25 protein-coding genes are annotated in these 23,030 nt (G+C 56.1%); 8 read left to right on the forward strand and 17 right to left on the reverse strand.

Going from position 1 to position 23,030, the window contains the following annotated elements; genetic code table 11:
• Window position 1: 1 nt before the first annotated feature.
• The gene (locus ACR0DU_RS06775) at window positions 2-325 is read left to right on the forward strand and encodes an NIPSNAP family protein (RefSeq protein ID WP_010438573.1); all 324 of its coding nucleotides are present in this window, start codon (window positions 2-4) and stop codon (window positions 323-325) included.
• On the forward strand, window positions 322-660 hold the full coding sequence (locus ACR0DU_RS06780; RefSeq protein ID WP_010438576.1) for an antibiotic biosynthesis monooxygenase family protein: 339 nt from the start codon (window positions 322-324) through the stop codon (window positions 658-660). Before ACR0DU_RS06775 ends, ACR0DU_RS06780 begins: the two co-directional genes overlap by 4 nt.
• On the opposite strand, the gene ACR0DU_RS06785 is transcribed toward ACR0DU_RS06780, so the two are convergent.
• From ACR0DU_RS06785 to ACR0DU_RS06795, 3 genes are all read right to left on the reverse strand, one after another.
• On the reverse strand, window positions 643-1,035 hold the full coding sequence (locus tag ACR0DU_RS06785) for a hypothetical protein (protein ID WP_010438577.1): 393 nt from the start codon (window positions 1,033-1,035) through the stop codon (window positions 643-645). The genes ACR0DU_RS06780 and ACR0DU_RS06785 overlap by 18 nt on opposite strands.
• A complete protein-coding gene (locus tag ACR0DU_RS06790) occupies window positions 1,032-1,283 on the reverse strand; it encodes a hypothetical protein (RefSeq protein WP_029621703.1) in 252 nt (83 codons plus the stop codon). The genes ACR0DU_RS06785 and ACR0DU_RS06790 overlap by 4 nt, the downstream gene beginning before the upstream one ends.
• 128 nt (window positions 1,284-1,411) lie before the next feature.
• A complete protein-coding gene (locus ACR0DU_RS06795; protein ID WP_480873209.1) occupies window positions 1,412-3,439 on the reverse strand; it encodes a 2,4-dienoyl-CoA reductase FMN-binding domain-containing protein in 2,028 nt (675 codons plus the stop codon).
• Window positions 3,440-3,576: 137 nt separating this feature from the next.
• On the opposite strand from ACR0DU_RS06795, the gene ACR0DU_RS06800 reads away from it, so the two are divergent.
• Window positions 3,577-4,068, forward strand: a complete 492-nt coding sequence (locus ACR0DU_RS06800) for an RNA pyrophosphohydrolase (protein ID WP_480873211.1) — start codon at window positions 3,577-3,579, stop codon at window positions 4,066-4,068.
• 171 nt (window positions 4,069-4,239) lie between these two features.
• On the opposite strand, the gene ACR0DU_RS06805 is transcribed toward ACR0DU_RS06800, so the two are convergent.
• The 5 genes from ACR0DU_RS06805 to ACR0DU_RS06825 form a co-directional block, all read right to left on the reverse strand.
• Entirely contained in the window at window positions 4,240-4,641 is a 402-nt protein-coding gene (locus ACR0DU_RS06805) for a hypothetical protein (protein WP_480873213.1), read from the reverse strand.
• Between the two features lie 74 nt (window positions 4,642-4,715).
• Window positions 4,716-5,705 carry an adenosine kinase gene (locus tag ACR0DU_RS06810; protein WP_480873215.1) on the reverse strand — a complete coding sequence of 330 codons (990 nt, stop codon included), beginning with the start codon at window positions 5,703-5,705 and terminating at the stop codon, window positions 4,716-4,718.
• Complete coding sequence (gene nth, locus ACR0DU_RS06815) at window positions 5,702-6,346, reverse strand: endonuclease III (protein WP_480873217.1); 645 nt, start codon at window positions 6,344-6,346, stop codon at window positions 5,702-5,704. Before nth ends, ACR0DU_RS06810 begins: the two co-directional genes overlap by 4 nt.
• Window positions 6,347-6,442: 96 nt before the next feature.
• Window positions 6,443-7,084, reverse strand: a complete 642-nt coding sequence (locus ACR0DU_RS06820) for a cysteine hydrolase family protein (RefSeq protein ID WP_010438592.1) — start codon at window positions 7,082-7,084, stop codon at window positions 6,443-6,445.
• Window position 7,085: 1 nt separating this feature from the next.
• Entirely contained in the window at window positions 7,086-7,535 is a 450-nt protein-coding gene (locus ACR0DU_RS06825) for a MarR family transcriptional regulator (protein ID WP_480434965.1), read from the reverse strand.
• Between the two features lie 120 nt (window positions 7,536-7,655).
• On the opposite strand from ACR0DU_RS06825, the gene ACR0DU_RS06830 reads away from it, so the two are divergent.
• Both ACR0DU_RS06830 and ACR0DU_RS06835 read left to right on the forward strand, forming a co-directional pair.
• Window positions 7,656-8,507: a methylated-DNA--[protein]-cysteine S-methyltransferase gene (locus ACR0DU_RS06830; RefSeq protein WP_480873219.1), complete on the forward strand. Its 852-nt coding sequence runs from the start codon at window positions 7,656-7,658 to the stop codon at window positions 8,505-8,507.
• Between the two features lie 176 nt (window positions 8,508-8,683).
• On the forward strand, window positions 8,684-9,118 hold the full coding sequence (locus tag ACR0DU_RS06835) for a glyoxalase superfamily protein (RefSeq protein ID WP_480873221.1): 435 nt from the start codon (window positions 8,684-8,686) through the stop codon (window positions 9,116-9,118).
• Between the two features lie 45 nt (window positions 9,119-9,163).
• Here the strand turns inward: ACR0DU_RS06835 and ACR0DU_RS06840 are convergent, their stop codons facing one another.
• From ACR0DU_RS06840 to ACR0DU_RS06850, 3 genes are all read right to left on the reverse strand, one after another.
• Window positions 9,164-9,874: a glutathione S-transferase family protein gene (locus tag ACR0DU_RS06840; protein WP_480873223.1), complete on the reverse strand. Its 711-nt coding sequence runs from the start codon at window positions 9,872-9,874 to the stop codon at window positions 9,164-9,166.
• 64 nt (window positions 9,875-9,938) lie between these two features.
• Window positions 9,939-10,481 carry an RNA polymerase sigma factor SigZ gene (gene sigZ, locus ACR0DU_RS06845; RefSeq protein ID WP_480873225.1) on the reverse strand — a complete coding sequence of 181 codons (543 nt, stop codon included), beginning with the start codon at window positions 10,479-10,481 and terminating at the stop codon, window positions 9,939-9,941.
• A 131-nt stretch (window positions 10,482-10,612) separates the two neighbouring features.
• The gene (locus tag ACR0DU_RS06850; protein WP_480873227.1) at window positions 10,613-12,052 is read right to left on the reverse strand and encodes an aldehyde dehydrogenase family protein; all 1,440 of its coding nucleotides are present in this window, start codon (window positions 12,050-12,052) and stop codon (window positions 10,613-10,615) included.
• 217 nt (window positions 12,053-12,269) lie between these two features.
• Between ACR0DU_RS06850 and ACR0DU_RS06855 the strand changes: the two genes are divergently transcribed.
• Window positions 12,270-12,920: a peroxiredoxin gene (locus ACR0DU_RS06855; RefSeq protein ID WP_058274981.1), complete on the forward strand. Its 651-nt coding sequence runs from the start codon at window positions 12,270-12,272 to the stop codon at window positions 12,918-12,920.
• Between the two features lie 39 nt (window positions 12,921-12,959).
• Here ACR0DU_RS06855 and ACR0DU_RS06860 read toward each other — a convergent pair whose 3' ends face one another.
• Window positions 12,960-13,955 (reverse strand): Hint domain-containing protein, encoded by a 996-nt coding sequence (locus ACR0DU_RS06860; protein ID WP_480873228.1) that lies wholly within the window; start codon window positions 13,953-13,955, stop codon window positions 12,960-12,962.
• Between the two features lie 274 nt (window positions 13,956-14,229).
• Here ACR0DU_RS06860 and ACR0DU_RS06865 point away from each other — a divergent pair, with 274 nt between their 5' ends.
• Window positions 14,230-15,675, forward strand: a complete 1,446-nt coding sequence (locus tag ACR0DU_RS06865) for a pyridoxal phosphate-dependent decarboxylase family protein (RefSeq protein ID WP_480873230.1) — start codon at window positions 14,230-14,232, stop codon at window positions 15,673-15,675.
• 123 nt (window positions 15,676-15,798) lie between these two features.
• Here ACR0DU_RS06865 and pnp read toward each other — a convergent pair whose 3' ends face one another.
• The 5 genes from pnp to ACR0DU_RS06890 form a co-directional block, all read right to left on the reverse strand.
• Window positions 15,799-17,949 carry a polyribonucleotide nucleotidyltransferase gene (gene pnp / locus ACR0DU_RS06870; RefSeq protein WP_480577975.1) on the reverse strand — a complete coding sequence of 717 codons (2,151 nt, stop codon included), beginning with the start codon at window positions 17,947-17,949 and terminating at the stop codon, window positions 15,799-15,801.
• Between the two features lie 224 nt (window positions 17,950-18,173).
• Complete coding sequence (locus tag ACR0DU_RS06875; RefSeq protein ID WP_480873231.1) at window positions 18,174-18,542, reverse strand: DUF1761 family protein; 369 nt, start codon at window positions 18,540-18,542, stop codon at window positions 18,174-18,176.
• A complete protein-coding gene (locus ACR0DU_RS06880) occupies window positions 18,539-18,961 on the reverse strand; it encodes an SRPBCC family protein (RefSeq protein WP_170776024.1) in 423 nt (140 codons plus the stop codon). Before ACR0DU_RS06880 ends, ACR0DU_RS06875 begins: the two co-directional genes overlap by 4 nt.
• On the reverse strand, window positions 18,942-19,295 hold the full coding sequence (locus ACR0DU_RS06885) for an ArsR/SmtB family transcription factor (protein ID WP_010438614.1): 354 nt from the start codon (window positions 19,293-19,295) through the stop codon (window positions 18,942-18,944). Before ACR0DU_RS06885 ends, ACR0DU_RS06880 begins: the two co-directional genes overlap by 20 nt.
• Before the next feature lie 55 nt (window positions 19,296-19,350).
• Entirely contained in the window at window positions 19,351-20,265 is a 915-nt protein-coding gene (locus ACR0DU_RS06890; RefSeq protein WP_170780312.1) for a LysR family transcriptional regulator, read from the reverse strand.
• A gap of 149 nt (window positions 20,266-20,414) precedes the next feature.
• On the opposite strand from ACR0DU_RS06890, the gene ACR0DU_RS06895 reads away from it, so the two are divergent.
• Entirely contained in the window at window positions 20,415-21,983 is a 1,569-nt protein-coding gene (locus tag ACR0DU_RS06895; protein ID WP_480873232.1) for an arylsulfatase, read from the forward strand.
• The last annotated feature ends 1,047 nt before the right edge of the window (window positions 21,984-23,030 follow it).

Here is a 23,030-nt window from a genome sequence, read left to right on the forward strand (position 1 = left end):
TATGCTCACTTGTATAATCCAATACCAGATTGATCCGACGAAAAAAGAGCAGTTTCAGACCTATGCGCGCAATTGGGGACAGGCGATTCCGCGATGCGGGGCTGATCTGATCGGATATTTCGCACCGTACGAGGGGTCATCGACACTGGCTTATGGGATTTACAACATTCCTAACCTTGCTGAATACGAAGCCTACCGCGCGCGTTTGTCAGCCGATCCACTGGGGCAAGAGAATTATGCCTTTGCGCAAAAAGAACGCTTCATCACGCGCGAGGATCGGACCTGGCTCAGATGCGTCTCAACCCCGCATGGGGATGGCGCATGATTGCCGTAATTTTCGATGTCGAACCCGCCGATGCCGAAACCCAGACCTATCTGGACATCGCTGCCGACCTGCGCCCGCTGCTGGACCAGATCGAAGGCTTTATCTCGGTCGAGCGGTTTGAAAGCCTGTCAACACCGGGCAAATACTTGTCGCTGTCGTTCTGGCGGGATGAACAGGCCGTTGCCATCTGGCGCCAAACTGTCCGGCACCGGGCTGCACAAGGTCAAGGTCGCACCGGGTTGTTCAAGGATTATCGTCTGCGTGTGGCGTCCGTGATCCGAGATTACAGTTTGAATGATCGCGAACAAGCACCGCGTTCAAGCGGCAGTGGGTAGAAGGAAAATACCACGCGCCAGATCAGAGTTCAGCCTGTCATCTGCATACAAGCGCTCAAGAGCGTTCTTTGACATCAGCTCAGGATAGTCAGCGATAAAAGCCTCAAAACTATGGTTCGGACCTTGGGCCATACGTTCGGCAATCAGACTCATGAACGCGTACGTGATTGTCAGGTTGAATTTCCCTGGTGCACCGGCATTTGTCGCCAACGTGCGAATACCTTTGGCATAGATCGCAGCCGCGTCGATGAAATCGTATTTCCTCAGCAGGTCAAAGGCCACTTGCACATGCTGGGCATGCCCGAATTTCGTATTGTCGATCGTATGAGCTTCGAACGCCACGGTGATGTCAGATACTTGGATTGTTTTGGTCATTCCTTGGCCTCCGCGAATTTATGGCTGTGCTCCGCGGTCCAGTCCAGATCGTAGACCTCTTTCAACTGACGGATCTTTTTCAGTGTCTGAGGCGTGAAAGGCGGCTTGTTCTCAAAACTGTGCAAGGCGATGCCCTCGATCAAGTCACCAACGGACATGTCCAGAGATTCCGCCAACCCTTTAAGGACTTTCAGCAGGCGTTTTTCGATTCGTATTCCGGTCTGGATGCGTTCGGGTTTTTCAATCATGGCGTACATATGTACCAAGGTACCATACAAGTCAATATGGCCAAAAAAAAAGACCACCTCCAACGAAGCGGCCTGTTGGGGTCTGATTTGACAACCCTGCAGGTTGAAAATGCTCGCGCAACCGCTGGTCAGAGCTCTGCCGCCAGCCGCGTCCCCTGATTGATCGCGCGCTTTGCGTCCAGCTCGGCGGCCACATCTGCGCCGCCGATCACATGAGGTGTTATCCCGCGTTCAATTAGCTCATCTGCCAGTGAACGGTCCGAGACCTGACCCGCGCACAGTACGATCGTATCCGCCGGGATCACAGTCGGGTCTTCGTGGGCTTCGCCAAAGCTCACATGCAGGCCGTCATCATCGATGCGCTCGTAATTCACGCCGCCTACGAAATTAACGTCTTTCATCTTTAGGGTCGCACGATGAATCCAACCCGTTGTCTTGCCGAGCCCCTTGCCGTGACGCTGTGCTTTGCGTTGCAGCAACGTGACCTGCCGCGCGGGCGCCTCAGGCTGCGGACCTTCGGGTGCCAGTCCCGAGCGATGTTCGGCCGGGTCAGTGACGCCCCATTCCTTCATCCAAAGAGGCAGGTCCGTGGTCGGGCTGTGGCCGTCTTCCAGCAAGAATTCGGAGACGTCGAACCCGATGCCGCCAGCCCCGATCACAGCAACCGATTTGCCGATCTCGGCCTTGTCGCGCAGCACGTCGATATAGCTGAGCACATTGTCTTGCTCTTGTCCGGGGATCTGCGGATCGCGCGGGGTGACACCGGTGGCGATGACCACTTCATCGTAACTGGTGAGATCATCCGCGCTGACCTCGCGGTTCAGTTCGACCGTCACACCCAGATCGTCCATCATGGTGCGGTACCAGTCGACCAGTCCCCAGAACTCCTCCTTCCCCGGCACCTGTTTGGCCATGTTCAACTGCCCACCGATCTCAGCGGCGCGATCAAACAAGGTTACCTCATGGCCGCGCTGTGCGGCGGTCATCGCGGTGGAAAGGCCTGCCGGTCCCGCGCCCACAATGGCGACCGTTTTGCGCGTCTCAGCCTCGCCGATCACTAGTTCGGTTTCATGACAGGCACGCGGATTGACCAGGCACGAGGTCAGCTTGCCGCTGAAGGTATGATCCAGGCAAGCTTGATTGCAGGCGATGCACGGGGCGATTTTCGCTGCCTCACCGGCGATTGCTTTGTTCACGAAATCCGCATCGGCCAACATCGGACGGGCCATAGACACCATGTCAGCGCAGCCGGTCGCTAAAACCTCTTCGGCCACTTCAGGCGTATTGATCCGGTTCGAGGTGATCACCGGGATGCCAACTTTGCCCATCAGTTTCTTTGTGACCCAAGCAAAGGCCGCACGGGGTACGCTGGTGGCAATCGTTGGAATCCGCGCCTCGTGCCAGCCGATCCCAGTGTTGATGATTGTGGCCCCGGCCTGCTCAATCCGCTGCGCAAGTTCAACGACTTCGTCATGGGTCGACCCATTGGGCACCAGATCAATCATCGACAGGCGATAGATGATGATGAAATCGGTCCCCACGGCTTCGCGCGTGCGGCGTACCACTTCGATGGGCAGACGCATCCGATTTTCATAGGACCCACCCCAGCGGTCGGTGCGCTTGTTGGTGTGGGTCACGAGGAACTGGTTCAGGAAATACCCCTCGGACCCCATGATCTCGACCCCGTCATAGCCCGCCTTCTGGGCCAGAACAGCGGCGTTGACGATATCGCTGATCTGCTTTTCGATGCCCTCTTCGTCCAGTTCATGCGGCGGAAACGGAGAAATCGGAGATTTCACCGGGCTGGGGGCGACACATTTCGGCCCATAGGCGTACCGCCCCGCATGCAGAATCTGCATTGCGATCTTGCCACCCGCCTCATGCACGTGTTTGGTCACGATGGAATGGTTTGCCACTTCTGTCTCATTGGTCATCATCGAGGCCCCGGGCAGGACCGAGCCCTCGAGGTTCGGGCCAATTCCACCCGTCACCATCAAGGCCACACCGCCACGCGCGCGATCCGCGTAAAACTCGGCGACACGGTTCCAGTCGCCAGTCTCTTCCAGCCCGGTATGCATCGAGCCCATCAGCACGCGGTTCTTCAGCGTGGTGAAGCCCAGATCCAGCGGGGCCAGCATGTTTGGGTACGCAGTCATGGCAAACTCTCCCTCCCGACTTTGTCCGTCAGATTGACCTTCGCGTCACCGTTGTCACGCGAAACCTAACGTCATTCCCTTTGCGTTTTGCGCAGTGCTTGCTACAGACGCTTAAAAGCATGTTCATGAGGCCGCATATGACCCCCGACCAGATAGCAAAACTTCCTTATCGCCCCTGTGTCGGGCTGATGCTAATGAATGTCGAGGGATCGATTTTTGTCGGTCAGCGTAACGACCGCCACAAAGACGCCTGGCAGATGCCTCAGGGCGGTGTGGACAAGGGCGAAGACCCGCTCGATGCCGCCCTGCGCGAGCTTTGGGAAGAAACCGGCGTGACCGCAGATCTGGTCGAAATCATCGCCGAGACCGACGGCTGGCTGCCCTATGACTTGCCGCATGACATTGTGCCCAAAATCTGGAAGGGCCGGTATCGCGGGCAGGAGCAGAAATGGTACCTGATGCGGTTTCTGGGGCGGGATGATCAGATCAACATCGCAACTGAGCACCCGGAATTCACCCACTGGAAGTGGCAGACACCGTCACGGCTTGTTGATGAAATCGTACCCTTCAAACGAGACGTGTATGCGCGTGTGGTCGAGGTCTTTCGAGGACATTTGCCTGAGATTTGACCACAGTTCACTTCATTGAGTGCGTGTCGGTTTGCAGACAGTCAATCTCTGACGACGGAGCGGCAGCGGAAGGTCTGAATATTGGCCGCTATACGGACAATGTGGACCTTCGCTCTGTAGCAAGTAACGTCCGAAAGTCGTAGCGAGGACGACGAGTTCTTCGATTAACCACTATGTGGCAAGTAATCTAACCAACGCTTCAGGTGGTTTTTCTGCGTGTCGCGCCTCATGGATCATTTCGACTTCGGAAAAGATGATCTCCACGGTGACATCATTAAACGATATCGTCCAAAAGCGCGGCGAGAGAGCTTTCCATCTTGTTGTTCGGTCGCTGTCGTAAATCTCCGTAAAATCCCATGCTTTCGTAGGATACTTTGCGTCACGCAAACCCTCTACATTGACCGGATTCTTTTCGAAATGAATCACACTCGAGAACTTTAGGACAGCAATTCCGCCTCCCGCTACGGGAGCTATATCGTAGCTAAGCAGCAGATCAGAGCCATCGAAAAACATTGCTGGGTTCTCAATGGTGCCAATAGCCGGAAAGTCCTCCTTTGGGGTTTTGCTTTCCACAGTTTCCTCTTGAAAGTGGGCCTCAATCTACAAAGCCGACCTTGGTACAGCATGCAGCATTGGTCAACATGGGCTCAAACCAGCCCGGCCTCACGCAACAGCTCGACCATATTCGCCTCCGGCCTTGGCCCGATATGGCTGATCACCTCGCGCGCGCAGACATTGCCGATCTTCGCACATGTCTCGTAATCACGGCCTGTGGCCATACCGTACAGGAACCCGGCAGCAAACTGATCGCCTGCGCCGGTCGCGTCCACCGGGATAACCTTTTCGACCGGTACGTCGATTCGCGCGTCGCCGTTCAATACGGTTACCCCGTCGCCAGACCGGGTGCAGACGACCAGAGGGCAAATCTCGGCTGTCTTGGCCAACGCCTCTTCCAGATCGTCGGTTTCGAACAGCGATTTGATCTCGGCCTCGTTGCCGATCACAAAATCCAGTTCGTTCTCGATCAGCAGCAGGAAATCGACGCGGTGCCGTTCCACGCAGAACGGATCAGAAATGGCGATGCCTGCCTTACCGCCGCCTTTGTGGCAGTTGCGCGCAGCTTCCAAAAACGCCGCCTTGCCCTTTTCCTTGTCGAACAAATAGCCTTCGAGGAACATGATCTGGCTGTTGCCTGCGACATCTTCCGAGACATCCTCAGAAGACAGTTCAGAGGAGATACCCAGATAAGTATTCATCGACCGCTCACCATCCGGCGAGACAAAGATCATTGAGCGCGAGGTTGGCAGCTCTCCACCCGGCACCGGCGGGTTCACGAAATCAACCCCATCTTCGTTCATCGCATCCGCATAGAACCGGCCCAGTGCGTCATCATGTACGCGTCCGATGAAAGCGGAATCCAGGCCCAATGCACCCGCCCCGGCGATGGTATTTGCAACCGAACCGCCCGGTGTCTGCACCCGACCTTCCATCGAGGCGTACAGCACTTCGCCGCGTTCCTGCTCGATCAGCTGCATGATGCCCTTTTCGATACCCATCAGCTCAAGGAAACTGTCATCGGCCTGGGAAATCACGTCCACAACGGCGTTTCCGATGCCCGTCAGTTGGTAGGTCTTCATAGAGTCTTGTCCTCAAATTCGCAGAGATCGCGGATGATACAGGTCGGGCACTGCGGTTTGCGTGCCTTGCAGTGATAGCGGCCATGCAGAATCAACCAATGATGTGCATGCAACTGGAAATCGGTCGGGATGTTATCTTCGATAGCGCGCTCAACCGCGTCCACATTCTTGCCCGGGCAAATACCGGTGCGGTTGCCAACGCGGAAGATGTGCGTGTCTACTGCCTGCGCCGGATACCGCCACCACATGTTCAGTACGACATTAGCGGTCTTGCGCCCCACACCCGGCAGCGATTGCAGCGCGGCGCGGGAGTTCGGCACCTCGCCTCCATAGTCCTCGACCAGAATGCGGCTCAGCTTGATCACATTCTTGGCTTTCTGACGGAACAGACCGATGGTCTTGATATGTTCGATCAGACCCTCCTCGCCCAGATCCAGCATCTTTTGCGGGGTATCGGCGATCTTGAACAACTCACGCGTGGCCTTGTTGACGCCCGCATCGGTCGCCTGCGCCGACAGCGCGACGGCCACGACCAGCGTATAGACGTTCACATGCTCCAACTCGCCCTTGGGTTCAGGGTCGGCGTCGTGAAAACGCGTAAAGATCTCGCGGATCTTGTGGTATCCAAGTTGCTTGGCCATCCGAGCCTTAATGCCCTGCCAGACAAGCGGTCGCAATTGAAAAGGTGCGTTTTGGTTTTGCTCAAGTGCGGGTCTTGGTCGATTTGTCCCTGTGCCTTACGTCTGCGGTCGGAAATCTACGCCCGCCGTTGCAAGTTGATTCCTGATCCCGTGCCATCGGCTCGGGTCAGCCACCAGAACGGCTGCCGGATCGATCTGAACCCGGTATCCTCGATTGAGCGCGCCCTGCGCGGTCTTGTTCACGCAATGACACCCGTCCAACCCTGTCAGAACCAGCGTTCCGATCTGTTTTTCTTCCAGGAACTGCTCAAAAACCGACGAAGAAAAGGCGTCACCCACAGACTTTACAAACTCGGCATCCGGATTCAGCGCGAGACGCGGATCCAATCCGATCCCGTCTGATTCTGCATTGCCACGCCCCTGATTGAACCAACCATTCAGCATGTTCGCCAGCCTCCCTTCGAATTCATGCCGAATGACGATCACAGGCCTACGAGACTGATGGGCGCTATCCGTCATCGACCGGATCGCCGATAAGGCGCCCTCGATCTGCGCGTCATCCCATGCGGACATCGAGGTAAAATCTGTTTGCATATCGATCACCAGCAGTGCCGTTTCAGGCCGCGATGCAAGGTTTATTTTGGGCCCGGTGGTCGGAGTTCCAATCTTTCGGATTTCCAGGAGTATATATAAAACGGCGATCACTATCCCGGTCGCTATGATCCAAAGGACGGACATGTCAGGTATCCTTGGCGAGGTCTGCAAAGTACCGGGTCAGGGCAAGTTGAACCTTGTGGTAAGCGGCAAGCTCTGACGCAGAAAAATCCTGTGCAAAGCGTGACAGCTTTGTCATCTCATCCGCTCTGATTGCCGTGATCGTCGCATCGCCCGAAGGGCTCAGTCGGTAGCAATGGGTGCCTGCACGTCTGGAATTGGGTTGGCTTTCGATCAGCTGTTCGCTCATCAGCTCTTTTAAGATGCGCGAGACATATTGCCGTTTCAGCTGCAGCTTGGCGCACAGCACCGGGGCGGTCGCGCCTGGAAATAGCGATAGACCTTCCAGAAGGGCACGTTGTCCGACGGTCACGCCTTTGCGCTGGCTGCCCTGCTCAACGGCTGCCGTGATGTTCCGAAGCAATGGCCGGGCGGCCTGCACTGCCTGATAAAGCTGATCCAACCTGTGTTCCATACCTGAATAGTAGGGGCACACAGATTGATTCGTCAACTCAGTTGACAAGATAAAGCGCAGGTTCCGGGTCGCAAGATCGCCGGGGGCAAGTTACTGTTCCTGTAACTGATGAGGTGACCGATGAACATCCAGACAGCAGAAAGCGGATATCATTACAACGTCATGCGGCGCGCGATCGAATTGATCGATCAGGGTGGAGAGAAACTCAGCCTTGATGAGCTGGCCCGCCAAATGGATATGAGCCCAGCCCATTTCCAGCGCCTGTTCTCGCGCTGGACTGGGGTGTCACCTAAGCGATATCAGCAATACCTGACTTTGGGCCATGCCAAGGCACTGCTACGCGAACGTTTTACCACGCTGGAGACCGCGCATAACGTCGGATTATCCGGTAGCGGGCGGTTACACGATCTGTTCCTGAAATGGGAATCCATGAGCCCCGGCGAATACGCGCGTAAAGGCGCGGGTCTGACGATCTATTGGGGTTGGTTTGAAAGCCCGTTTGGCCCAGCTCTGGTCATGGGGACCGACAAGGGGATCTGCGGCATCGCCTTTGGCGCTGAAACAGGTGAAGAAGAGGCGATGGAAGACATGCTGTCGCGCTGGCCTCAGGCCGAGTTCGTCGAAGACCCGATGCGCCTGCGCCCATGGGTTCTCAGTGCCTTTGGCGCCGAAAGTGACCGCTTACAGCCGACCCCGCTCTATCTGATTGGCTCGCCGCTGCAGATCAAAGTGTGGGAGGCGTTGATGCACATCCCATCTGGACAGGTCACTACCTATTCAGAAATCGCGCAGCGGGTTGGCTCGCCACAAGCGGTGCGTGCGGTGGGCACGGCGGTGGGCCGGAACCCGGTCAGCTGGCTGATCCCGTGCCACCGTGCCTTACGCAAATCGGGCGGTTTGGGTGGTTACCACTGGGGGCTGCCGGTCAAACGCGCCATGCTGGCCTTTGAGGCTGCGCAGGCGGACGCCTGATTGACAGGTCGACCCGAGGCTGCCAAAAGGCGCGGCAGGTTCGGGTCCCCTGCCGTTCGCAGCCTTTGGCTTTGGTGAAACCCGGTTGAATCACATCTGTTGCCCTTTCCAGGCGCGCGGATGGCAATGCGAGCCCCGTCCAGATTTCGCGCCCGTTCAAGGAAACGAGGCACATCATGACACAAACTCAAAACATCGCTCCGGTTGCGGAGCTGAAAGAGCAGGCAAAACGCCTGCGCAAACGCCTGCAAGATACAGGTGTTACGCTATCGCATAGTGAGGCGTTGGAATCGCTGGCACATCAGCATGGTGTGCGCGATTGGAACACCCTGCACGCCTTGGCCGGTAACCGAATGCAACTACGCATTGGTGACCGGGTTGAGGGCCGATATTTGGGTCAGCCCTTTACTGCGGAAATCCGTGGCCTGACAATCTTGGGTGATGGATCACATCGGCGGGTGACCCTGCAGTTCGACGCGCCTGTAGATGTGGTACAGTTCGATAGTTTTTCGGCTTATCGGCAGCGTGTCACCGGCGAGATTGGCTGGGATGGTCGATCCACCCGGCACACGTCGAATGGAGAGCCTCAACTGACCATTCGACCGGTTTGATAGCGAGCTCCTGCCCGGCGATTGCAGGGCAGGAGCATTCCTATTCTATCCGCAGCACCCGCTCCCGGTGGATTTTGCAGGCGCGCTGGGTGCTTCATTCAGGTTTGCGCCTCGCCCAAGCCATGTGCGTTCGGCCAAATAAAAATCCGAGAACTTCTGATCGAAATCCGCGGGTACGGATTTCGCCGGAATTCCCGTTTGCAGCACAGCCTGCTGCCATGCCTTCACTTTGGGATAACCCGCAAGCATGTCATAACCGCTTTGTTTTTCGACAATAGCCGCGCGGTGCAGCAGCGGCAGCCATGCGATATCAACATTGCCGAGTTCTTCGCCGGCAAAAAATGAGCCCTCGCCCAGTTGTTTCTCTACCCTGGCAAACGACGCATCCAGTTTGCGGATGCGATCATCCAGCGTCGCCTTGTCGGCGCTCTGCATCGTACTGCATTGGACCAGATAGTGTTTCGTCGCCTGATAGCTCCAAGCGCGATTAACTGCGCGTTGCTCGGGCGAAATGTTTGTCTGCAATGGCGCTGTGACATCGTCGATATATTCTACGATCGCGTCGGATTCGAACAGCACGGTACCGTTCTCGGTTACCAGGACAGGCACTTGGCCCGTCGGTGAAATTTCCAAAAACCAGTCTGGTTTGTCGCTTAGGCTGATGTATTCAACGTCATAGGCTACGTTTTTTGCTTCCAGCATAGCGGTGACACGCTGCACGAACGGGCAGATTTTGAAGCTAATAATTTTGATCATCGTTTTATCCTTTTGATACGTTCACCTGTAAGACGGCGCCCGCATCAAAAAGACGAAGATTGGCTCAACATTTTTTGCAGTTATCAGATTTTAAATGATATTCCGCGATATTTCCGCGTATATCGATGGTCCAGTTACAGCAATCGTCAAATGCTTTACGCAGGTCGTCGCGACCCTTTTGAACTCTGGATTTCAATGTCGAATAAGATAGTCCGTGAGCCTTGGCATATTCTTTTTGGGACATGCCATTGATGTCGATGTCCATAAGCAACTTTGCCGTCTCGGCGGGTAAGCCGCGGATAAATGGCTCGACGCAATTTTCCAGTTCCTGACGGATGCCTGGATCGTCACTGGAATACCAAAGATCTTCAGGATCAACGGTCTTTGCCCGCGCGCTTTTTCTGTAGAAATCGATGATTGTGCGGTCAGCAGTCTGGAACAGCCAGGCTTGCAATTTGGAAGGGTCGCTGAGTGCCGGCAGCCCTGTGAAAACCTTGATCGATATTTCCTGCAAAAGATCGTCTACATCCGCCGGGTTTGCCACCTTGGAATGCAGGAACGCCTTGATACGTGCGCGGTAGTTTGGCCAGACTTCTTCTATTTGCATAACAGGCAGGTATGGTCACCCAGAAGGCTTTTTTCAAGTTTGCCCAGTTCCGAGACGTTGGGATGCGTTTCCAAATGAAAGCGGAGCGCGCCTGCGAAGCGCACTCCCCCAAAGTCAAATGCGATGGATGCTTACTCCGCAGCCCAGCCGCCTACGGCCTTCACTTCCAGGAAGTCTTCCAACCCCCAAACGCCGCCTTCACGTCCGTTCCCGGATTGCTTCATACCCCCAAACGGTGACCCTGCACTGCGAGACTGGCCATTCATCTCAACCATGCCGGATCGCAACACGCGGGCCATTCGATTGGCGCGGTCGCCATCTTGGGTCTGCACATAATTGGTTAGCCCATAAGGCGTGTCATTGGCGATCTCGATGGCCTCATCCTCGGTATCAAACGGGATCATGGTCAGGACGGGGCCAAAGATTTCTTCGCGGGCGATAGTCATCTGATTGTTTGCATCAGCAAATACTGTTGGGCGTACATAATAGCCCTTGTTCAATCCCTCGGGCCGACCGGTGCCACCAGCGACCAGGCGCGCCCCTTCGTCGATACCCTGCTGGATCAGGTCCTGAATCTTGGTCCACTGAACCTCATTCACCACCGGTCCGATATGGCGACCTTCTTCAGCAGCGCTGCCCACGGTAATCTTGTTGGCCACCTCGGCGGCGGTCTCAACCGCCTGGTCATAGATCGGACGCTGCACCAGCATCCGGCTGGGCGCGTTGCAGCTTTGGCCGGTGTTGTTCATCATGTGCAGCACGCCGCGTTTGACGGCTTTCTCATCGGCATCCGCAAAGACCACATTTGCGCCTTTGCCACCCAGTTCCAGATGTACCTTTTTCAAGGTATCGGCAGCGTTTTTGGAAATCGCAGTACCTGCGCGGGTCGAGCCGGTGAAGCTGACCATATCCACATCCGGATGCCCCGATAGCTGCGAGCCGACGCCGACTCCATCGCCGTTCACCAGATTGAAGACGCCTGCTGGGAAACCAGCTTCATCCATCATCTCGGCAAAAATCATCGCGTTCAGCGGGCTCTGTTCCGAGGGTTTTATCACCATCGTGCAGCCCGCAATCGCGGCGGCGCCCACCTTGAGCGTGACCTGATTCATCGGCCAATTCCAGGGCGTGATCAGGGCAGCGACACCTACCGCCTCATAGATGATCCGGTCATTCGGCGCGTGATCACCCAGCGGACGTTCGAACTGAAACGCCTTGGCGGCACGGATAAAGTTTTTCAGGTGATAGATGCCCGCACCGGATTGCTGGGTACGCGCCATGTCAATTGGCGCACCCATTTCCATGGACATCGCCTGCGCCAGATCCTCCGAACGCGTAGCATAGATGTCGATCAGCTTTTCCACCAAGCCGATGCGCTCTTCGACGGGTGTGGCCATCCAGCCGGGCAGGGCGGCTTTGGCCGCAGCGACCGCCGCATTCGTGTCGGTCTCAGATCCCAGCGAGATCACCGCGCAGGGCTCTTCGGTCGAGGGGTCGATGACTTTGAAATCATTCGGTTCTGATGGGGCAACCCATTTGCCGTCGATATAGAACTCGCGCTTTTCGATCATGGCTCATCCTCCGGAGCAAAAATAAATCGACCGTCCGGTCGGTTTTCATGTGCACTCTGTCACCTGACTTGGTGCAAGGCAAGTGAGAATCATAATTTGATCAAATTATGTATCTACCGAATTTCCTGACAGGGCAACATGAATGGTTTAACCTTTGCGGTAAGTGATTAGATTGGCTGCAACCGACTCACGATTTTCACAGTAGAGGAGTTTTCCAATGGGTTTGCGTATCAATGACACCGTCCCGAATTTCACAGCAGAAACCGATCAAGGCACCGTCCAATTCCATGACTGGATCGGCGACAGCTGGGCAATCCTGTTCTCGCATCCTAAGGATTTCACCCCTGTCTGCACGACCGAGTTCTCGGCCGTTGCGCAGCTGAACGATGAATGGGCGGCGCGGAACACCAAGGTGATGGGCGTGTCGGTCGATGGTGTCGAAGACCACAAGAAGTGGAAGAAAGACATTGAAGCATATGGCAACGCCAACCCCGGCTTCCCGATCATTGCTGATGATGGGCTGGCCGTATCCAAAGCCTTCGACATGCTGCCGGCAGAGGCGTATCTGCCAGACGGTCGCACTCCTGCCGACAGTGCCACCGTACGTTCGGTCTTTATCATTGGTCCGGACAAACAATTGAAGCTGTCGATGACCTACCCAATGACCGTGGGCCGGAACTTTGCGGAAATCCTGCGTGCACTGGACGGGCTGCAAATGAGCGCCAAGGGCGTGGCAACTCCCGCCAACTGGGTGCCGGGTGAGGATGTGATCATCCCGCCTGCGGTATCGAATGATGAGGCGAAAGAAAAGTTCGGCGAGTTCGAGACGATCTTCCCTTATCTGCGCAAGACCAAAGCGCCGTCCTAAACGGATAGACGGGCAGGGGGCAAAAGCCCCCTGCTTTTTTCAATGCACAAAAGCTGGTGTGGTCCCGGAAGGGGCGCACAAACCCGAGCGCAAAATCTGCACTTCGAATGATCTCAGCACCGGCAACACGGTATCACCATAGCCGCGTGCACCCGACTGCAGTTCGGGAAACAGACCGAACAGCTCTTCCTTCACCGCAACACTCATCACGTCGAGTGTATGGTCGCCGGGGTAAAATGATTCCGACCACAACCCTTCAACATTCACCAACTCATGCTGGTCGAACAGGATGTGAATATACTCGACACCTCCTCCCGGCGGCAGCTGTTTGATGGTCTTGCCGTTGACCAGAGATTTAGCAGTCGCCAGCATCATCGAGTGATTATGATGAAGTTCCATTGCCGGTGACGAAACGACCACCCGATGCTGCGGCGACAGCAGCAGATCTCGCGACGGCGTTTGCGGTCCAAGACTGCCTGCATTGATCCGGATCGGGCAATACTTTGGGGTTTGCTTCAAATTCGTCTCACTCAGCCGTCGTCTACCCACCCAGCGCACGGCCCGGCTGGTGCCATCCGCGACGATCACCTGATCCCCGACTTTGATCTCTTCAATCAAACGGCGACCGGACGGAGTTAGGATGTAGGACCCCGATGTGAAGCAGACAAAGCTAGGCAGGCTGTCATAGGCCACCGGCGGCGCGGGGTTCTGCGCCAGCGTGTTGCCTGTCAGAACATCGCCGACTTCAACATCGCCAGAGGTCACGACGATGTATTGCGTCCCTGAAAAATTAATCAGAGTATAGGTAACTGGCGCCCCGCTTACAGTGGCCGTGTAACCTTCGAAAATCTGGAGGTTGCCCGAGTTGTCCAGGTTAGGAAGCGTACTGGTGTTAAACTGCTGGCCGCCGTTTCCATCCGGATCCTCAAGAAGGCCGTCATCATCGGTGATTTCGACCTGATACCCTTCGGTGATGGTCACGCTTGGATTGCCAAACGGGTCGCCGCTGATTTCATAGATGGTGATCGAGGCCAAAGCGGAGCGATTTCCCGGATATCGTATATTCCTTAACTTTGAGCTAACTCAACTTATAAGTGTTAAGAATTGGTTTACCGAACCAGCACCTGAGTGCGGCTAAGGACGGTGTGAGCGGAACCCGAGGCCCCGTGGGAGTCCCCTTTCTAATGAAGCGCGCATAGGGTCTCACAGCTTTATTGACCGGCCAAATCAGGATCAGAATCCAAGGCAGATTGACTAAGTATCATGTGCACCCCACACTTGCCGCTTTTGAACACTTGGGGGTTTTGACATGGGCAATTTTGAAGAATCTCTGGATCCGGAAGACTGGACCCTATCGCGCAATCTTGCACATCAGATGGTTGACGATGCGATCGGGCATTTGTCCCAGGTCCGTGATCGGCATGTCTGGCAGGAAATGCCGGATACGGTTCGAAACTTCTTCAAATCCCCTGCACCCATGACGCCGCAGCCGCTTGATGCCGTCTATGCCGACCTGCGCGAAAACCTGTTCCCGTATTCCATGGGCAACATCCATCCACGGTTCTGGGGATGGTATATGGGTTCGTCCAATTTCACCGGTGCACTGGGCGATTTTATTGCTGCGGTTGACGGTTCGAACCTTGGTGGCGGCAACACGGCTGCGGCGATGATCGACAATCAGGTGGTTGACTGGTTCAAGGAATTGATGGGCTTTCCCGAGGACGCTAGTGGAACTCTGACCAGCGGTGGCTCGATGGCCAATATGGTGGCTCTGAATGTGGCGCGAAACGCACTTGCCGGCGTTGACGTTCGCGCCGAAGGCATATTGGGCATGCCGCAACCCCTCAGGTTTTACTCTTCAGACCAAGTACATAGCTGCCATCAGAAAGCACTCGAGACGATGGGCCATGGCGCAAAGTCGCTGACAGAGGTTGCAAGCGATGACCACAATCGAATGCGCATCCCTGCGTTGGAAAACGCCATCGCAGCAGACCGGGCCAATGGCATCAAACCGGCCTGCGTGATCGCGACTGCAGGGACGACGAATACCGGTGCAATGGATGATCTCACTGCAGTCGCGGAAATCTGTCGTCGCGAAGGGATGTGGTTCCATGTTGACGGCTGTATTGGTGCTTTCCTGCGTCTGGCGCCCGCCAACAAACATTTGGTTGATGGAATAGAGTTGGCCGACTCCATCGCCTTGGACCCGCATAAATGGCTGCACACCCCTTTCGAAGCTGGCTGCGTTCTGGTCCGGGACGCGAAGCGCCATTTCGATACGTTTGAGATGCACGGCGACTATCTGCAAATTCAGGAACGCGGGCTGATCGCTGGCAAGTTTTTGGCCGACTATAGTTTTGAACTTAGCCGGGGGTTTAAAGCACTCAAGATCTGGATGTCACTGAAAGAGAACGGGGTCGAAAAGTTTGGCCGTCTGATCGATCAGAACATCGAACAGGCGCGATATCTGCAGCAATTGGTGAGTGCCGAACAGCGGCTTGAACTCGTCGCGCCCGTGGATCTGAACATCGTGTGCTTTCGCTATACCAATGGGATCGCGGATGAAGATCGGCTAAGGGAAATCAACACAGAAATCATGTTGCGGGTTCAGGAATCCGGCATCGCGGTTCCCTCTGATACCACCCTGGACGGGAAGCATTGCTTGCGCGTGGCGATCAACAATCACCGCACGCAGCGGCAAGATCTGGAGCTATTTATCGACACTGTTCTGCAAATCGGAGCGGATTTGGAATGAGAGTTCCGCGCCAACACATAGGTTCGAAGCGGGCAGTACTTGCTTCTGTTTATGCGGGGATCATAAAGACAAAAAGACCCCGGCCTGAACCGGGGTCTCTCGCATCCAGACAGTAAAGGCAGATTACTCTGCGCTTTCCTCTTTCTTTTCTTTCTTCTCGGGCACGATCTCTTCGCCGGTTTCCTGATCGACGACTTTCATCGACAAGCGCACCTTGCCGCGATCGTCAAAGCCCAGCAGCTTGACCTTTACTTCCTGACCTTCCTTCAGAACGTCTGAGGGATGGTTCAGGCGGCGGTTTTCGATCTGGGACACGTGTACCAGACCGTCGCGCTTGCCAAAGAAGTTCACGAAGGCACCGAAGTCGACGATCTTGACCACTTTACCGGTGTAGATTTGACCCTCTTCCGGCTCGGCAACGATCGAGTGGATCATCTCATAGGCCTTCTTGATCGATTCACCGTCGGGTGAGGCAATCTTGATGACGCCATCGTCATTGATGTCGACCTTGGCACCCGAAACCTCGACGATCTCGCGGATGACCTTACCGCCCGAACCGATCACTTCACGGATCTTGTCGGTCGGGATGTTCATGGTCTCAATACGCGGGGCGTGGACCGAGAATTCGTTGGTCTCGGACAGGGCTTTGCCCATCTCACCCAGAATGTGCATCCGGCCGTCCTTGGCTTGCGCCAGGGCTTTTTCCATGATCTCGGGCGTGATGCCTGCGACCTTGATGTCCATCTGCAGCGAGGTGATGCCGTTTTCGGTACCGGCGACTTTGAAGTCCATGTCGCCCAGGTGGTCTTCGTCACCCAAGATGTCAGACAAGATGGCGTATTCGCCGTCATCTTCCAGGATCAGACCCATGGCCACACCGGCAACCGGTGCTTTCAGCGGAACACCCGCATCCATCATCGACAGCGAACCGCCGCAGACCGACGCCATCGAGGACGAGCCGTTGGATTCGGTGATCTCCGACACGATGCGGATCGTGTAGGGGAAGTCGGTCGCCGCAGGCAGAACCGCCTGCAGGGCGCGCCATGCCAGCTTGCCGTGGCCGATCTCACGACGGCCCGGGCCACCCACGCGGCCAACTTCACCAACCGAATAGGGCGGGAAGTTGTAGTGCAGCAGGAAGTTCGATTTGAAGTTGCCATGCAGTGCATCGATGAACTGTTCATCGTCACCAGTGCCCAGCGTGGTCACGGCCAGCGCCTGTGTTTCACCACGGGTGAACAGGGCGGAACCATGGGTCCGGGGCAGCATCGAGGTTTCTGCAACAATCGAACGGATATCGGTGGTCGAACGACCGTCGATCCGCTTGCCGCCTTTGACGACGTCGCCGCGCAGAATGCCAGCTTCCAGCTTTTTCATCGCGGAACCGAGATTGCCGTCTTCCAGCTGCTCTTCGGTCAGCGCTTCCTTGATCGCTTCACGGGCAGCGGCAACAGCGGCGGTGCGCTCTTGCTTGTCGGTGATCGCGAAGGCGGCGCGCATCTGCTCTTCACCGGCGGCCTTAACGGCAGCATAAAGCTCCGAGTAATCCGGCGCCTGGAAATCGAACGGCTCTTTTGCGGCTTCTTCGGCCAGCGAGATGATCAGGTCGATCACCGGCTGGATCTGCTCATGCGCAAAGTTCACCGCGCCCAGCATTTCCGCTTCGGACAGCTCATAGGCTTCCGATTCAACCATCATCACGGCGTCTTTGGTGCCGGCAACAACCAGATCCAGACGCTGTTCGGGGTTCAGGCGCAGGTCCTGCATGTCGTCGACGGTCGGGTTCAGAACGTATTCACCGTCCTCGAAACCAACACGGGCACCGGCGATCGGGCCCATGAACGGCGCGCCGGAAATGGTCAGTGCGGCGGATGCGGCGATCATCGCAACGATGTCGGGATCATTGACCAGATCGTGGCTCAGCACGGTGCACATCACCAGCACTTCGTTCTTGAAGCCGTCAACGAACAGCGGGCGGATCGGACGGTCGATCAGGCGCGCGGTCAGCGTCTCTTTCTCGGTCGGGCGCGCCTCGCGCTTGAAAAAGCCACCCGGAACCTTACCGGCGGCATAGTATTTCTCTTGGTAGTGTACGGTCAGCGGGAAAAAGTCCTGACCAGGTTTTTGAGCCCGAGCAAAGGTCACGTTCGCCATGACGCTGGTTTCGCCCAGCGTGGCAATTACGCTGCCGTCCGCCTGACGGGCAACTTTGCCGGTTTCCAGTGTGAGCGTCTCTTCGCCCCACTGCATAGATTTCTTCGTTACATCAAACATATGCGTATCCTAGAACGGAGCACTCCCGCCCCTGCGGGTCTCCGGTTTGCATGGCGGCCCCATTGCCGCCGACCCCACTTTATCTTCCATTCGAGTGCCGGGGTCAGGGCACAACGTCTCAGATGACTGGCCCATACATCAGTTTGCAAGCTTTGGAAAGTCGGGAGTTTTTAAGGGGCAGGGGATTGCCTAACCCCTGCCCAAGCCGGGCAGGGGCCGATATATCAAAGGATCGCGTGCGCCAGGATCATCACCACGCCGCAGCCAAACGCATATCCAGTATCGACCGCGATGGCGAAGCCGCTTTTCTGCGCCCATGCCCCGACCGAAGCCGTCTGCGCTACGACTGCAAGGATGGCGAGTACCGCAACCCCAAGGCTGTTGGTCGTCTCAGTTATGGCAATCACTGAGGCCAGCAGGATCAAAAACACGATCTGGGCTGCCATTTGCGGCAGAGGTGGAGAAGCGGGTGGGGTGGGATCGATCCGCGTGCCTTCGGCCCAGCGTTTCTGAAATCCGATGGGGCCGTAGACCAGCCACCCCAACAGAAAGGCGGCGATTACGCCCGCGCCCAGGGCAAGCCAGTTGATCACAGCGCACCCTCCAGCGATTCAAGGATTCGGGTCCAGCCGCCTTCATGATTGTCGCGGCTTTCCTGTGACGGAAAGCGGATGTGGTGCAGGCGCAGTTTGGTGCCCTTTTCAGTGGGTGTGAAATCCAGCGTCACGGTGGAATCGTCCTGGCTGTAGGGAGAGTTCCAAGTGAATTGCAGCCGGTTGGGCCGGTCGATGACCTTATATTCGCCCTCATGCGGGAGGTCTCCGGCCTCGGGTGCGCGCATGATGATCTTGAACCGGCCACCGACCTGGGCGTCGGATTGTGCCTCGGGCACGGTCATGTTGGGGCCAGGCAGCATGAATTTAGCCAGCATTTCCGGGTTCAGCCACGCGTCAAACACCTTTTCAGGCGGGTGCGGGATGGCGCGCGTTATTTCAAGGGACAGTTCCGTCATCTTCTGGGTCCTCCAAAGCAGTTTCCAAGGCGTCCAGCCGAAGCGCCCAAATTGAACGCAGCCCGGCAAACCATTCATCCACGGCTGACAAGGGATCCATCTGAACCTCGATCAGATGTTCGCGCCATTCTGTCCGACGCTGCACCAACCCGGCATTTTCCAGCACCTTGATGTGCTTGGATACCGAATTGAGGCTCATCTCGAAGCGTCGCGCGATATCCGTCACCCGCAAGGGACCCTGCTGCGCAAGCATTGTCAGAATCGCTCGGCGTGTCGGGTCGGACGCGGCCTTCAATATTGCGCCCAGGTCATAGCGACTCTCTCGTTCAACCATTTGGATGAATTACACCCCTTTCATGTTTCAGTCAACCATTTGGGTGAATAATGCATCACCCAGGGTTTTGACCAGCCAGTTCCTCAAGCTGTTTCCACAGGGCTTCGGTGGCAGGCTGACCCGGTCCTGCCTTTCGTGCAGCGCATATGTTCCAGGTAATCGGCGGCGTGGTCTCGATCAGCTTGACCGATCCGTCCGCGACCAGTTCGGCGAAGGTTTCAGGCATCCCGCCGACAACAAACTCGGGGCCCGTCAGCAGCGACGTCAGAAAGGCATAATCATCACTTTCCACCTGAGGCAACGCTCTGACTTTTTCAACCGCATCGTCGCTGCCGCCCAATGCCCGCGTGATCGCCGCACGCCAATGCTTATGCAGATGCGGCGAGGCGAAAGGATACGAGAATAGCGCATTCAAGGTTACAGGGGCGGTTTCATGCAATGGATGTGAAACATGGGCAGCAAACACCACCGCACGCTTTTCGAACATCATCAGCTCGATATTATCGGTCTCTGACGTATGGGTCAGATCGCCCAGATAGATGTCGATTTCACCATTCTCGAGCATCTCGATCGGTGCCTGCCGCGCGCTGACATCCACCCTGAAACGGAATGCGGGGGATTGCTGCAAGGCGGCCTGAATCGCGGGCCGCACCAGCGTACGCGGCGTCAAAGGGCCACAGCCGATCCGCACGGTTTGACCGGTATCCAGACGGATACGCTCCACTTGATCAGCGCAGCGATTCAAATCCGCCTGCAGAGTTTTTGCCACCGGCAGGAATGTTTGCCCCTCACGCGTCAGTCCGCTGTTGCCGCGTTTGCGGTGAAACAGCGGAAAGCCGACTTGTTCCTCGGCCATCGAAACATAGCGCGACAGCGACGCGTTCGAGACGCCCAGACGTTTGGCCGCTTCCTGAAAGTTGCCCGTCTCGGCAAGGTGCAGAAAGGCGGAAAGAGTCTTTTCAGTTAACACGAAGGCCCTCAAGTTTCAGTTACTGAACATTAAGTTTCAGATCCTGCAAAAAAGTAAACCCGCGTTTGCGGAGCGAATGGTCCACCCGCTAGGACATACCGCATATCGGCCCACTCGGCCAATCCGATTGAACGCAGGAGTCGAACCGAATGTTTCGAATAAAATCAGTAACTACCAGCCTCGCTGCGGCTTTGTGGGCGGTTGCCACGACGGCCGTTGCACAGTCCGACAAGCCCAATATTCTGGTGATCATGGCTGACGATGTCGGATGGGCCAGCCTTGGCAGCTATCATCAAGGTGTCAAAAGCATCCAGACTCCGAATCTGGATCAGCTTGCCGCCGAGGGCGCCCGGTTGACCGACTATTATGCGCAACCCAGCTGCACCGCAGGGCGTTCCGCCTTTATCACCGGTCAGTTCCCGGTACGTACCGGCATGCACACGGTGGGCCTTCCGGGCGATCCGGTCGGGCTTAGCGACGAAGACCCGACGTTGGCAAATATCCTCAAATCCATGGGCTATACCACGGGGCAGTTCGGTAAGAACCATCTGGGCGATCTGAACAAGTTCCTGCCAACGGCCAAGGGTTTTGATGAATATTGGGGCTGGCTCTACCACCTCAACGCTATGGAATACACGACCGACCCCGACTGGCCGGATGATCCGGAATTTGCCGCTCAGTTCGGTCCGCGCAACATTATCCACTCGTTTGCCACGGATACCGTTGACGAAACCGTCGACCCCCGCTGGGGGCCGGTGGGCAAACAGCGCATCATTGATGACGGTCCAGCCCCGCCCGAACGTCAGAAAACACTGGATGATGAGGTCACGGCCCACACCATCGATTTCATCAACCGCGCAGTTGACGGCGAAACCCCGTTCTTTGTCTGGATGGCGCCTGCGCGGGCGCATGTCTGGACCCATCTCAGCCCGGAATACGAGGCGATGCTGGGCGACGGGCGCGGCCTGCAGGATGTGGTCATGAAAGAGCTTGACGATAATGTCGGCAAGGTGACCGCGCATCTGGAAGAGCTTGGTATCGCCGACAACACCATCGTTATCTTCACCTCGGACAATGGCCCGGAAACGATGACATGGCCCGATGGTGGCACCACGCCATTCCACGGCGAAAAAGGCACCACTTGGGAGGGCGGTTTCCGCGTTCCCGCGATCATCCGTTGGCCCGGCAAAGTTGCCGAAGGCCAGGTGCTGAACGGTATCTTCGATGGTATGGATTGGATGCCCACTCTGGTCGCGGCAGCAGGCGGATCGCAGAACCTTCCTGCCGATCTGCTTGAAGGGTTCGAAGGCTATCAGGTGCATCTGGACGGGTACAATCAGCTTTCATATCTGACCGGCGACACACCCAGTAACCGCAAAGAGATTGTCTATTACGAAGGCACCGATCTGCAGGCGATCCGCTATAACGACTGGAAGGCGCATTTCACCATTCAGGAAAAGGGCTGGGCCGGGCCCAAAGAGGAACTGAACGCGCCATTGCTGTTCAACCTGCGCCGCGATCCTTATGAGAAAGCGGCCGAGGAATCCGGCATGTATACGCGCTGGATGGGCAACAAGATGTGGGCCTTTGGTCCCGCCGCTCGTCTTGTTCAGGCGCATCTGGCGACCTTTGCGGATTTCCCGCCACGTGGTGCGACCGTGGGCAATGAGACCCACGTTCAGGAACAGGTCAGCAGCGAAGGTGGCATGTCGCAATAGCAGCCCGAGTTCACCTGACCCCCATTAAACGCCCGCCGAGTTGCGGGCGTTTTCAATAGTGCGCAGTGCTTCGATATTTGGCACTGGAAACCCGATGACAGAGGCCGGATGTGATGACATTGGCGCGCTATTGTATTGGGTCTTCGTGCGCGCGCGGTTTCGCCGGATTCAGCTGTTCCTCTCTGAGAATTCCTCGGAGAACAGCGGCGGTTTCGACCCTCGATATTGGTTTTCGCGTTCCGTCTGGGCTGGAAGGCACCACCGATGATTTAACAACATCAGCCGTTCGAATTGTTTTAATCGAAAACATTCTGTCCAGACCAGCTTTCAATGGCATCGTTCACCTCCCAACAACTTAATCCGCCCAGATGCTTGTCGCTGCGGGTCAGATCTGAGCCTCGAGGGAGAAGCTCAAAGATCATATGCCGTGAGTGGTAACCCGCAGCGACACGGCGCATGTATGAAAAATTTGACTTTGAGAAAGGGGGAAGGATTCCACGTTTCGCATCATTTTTGATCAAGTGGTAAAAATATAGCTGTATTACTTACGCTTACGTCAACCTTCGGAGCTATCGCCATTCGGTCGCGACGCCACGTCACAATTAGACCCTTGATTGATTATGGGTCTTCTCGTCTTCCGGAGCACGAACTTCTTCCTGGATTTGATGCAAATCGGCTGAGAATCGCTCGCATTCCGGGTGATCAAGGTAACAAAAGGGCGCGCCTGTCAAAGGCGCGCCCAGTAAATATAGGGAGGACTATGAAAACCTGACGCCCGAAACAAAAGAAGCGCCTACTCACTAACAATGTCAGCATGGCGCATTCTTTTGGTCTGGTCAGTGAAGTGGTTCACATGGAGCAAAAAAAATTTGTTCAAAGTGTAACTGCACATTTTAATGCCACTCTTGAACGTGGGTTGGCCTATAGTTCTCGGCCATGCTTCATGCACGATGCCATAGCTGATTCAGTGTTACACAATACAAATACGCCCGCCTATTGGCGAGCGTACTAGATGTACAAAAAGGGGTAGTCAGTGCCCGCAACGCA

The sequence above is a fragment of the Ruegeria sp. G2 genome, assembly GCF_056533505.1.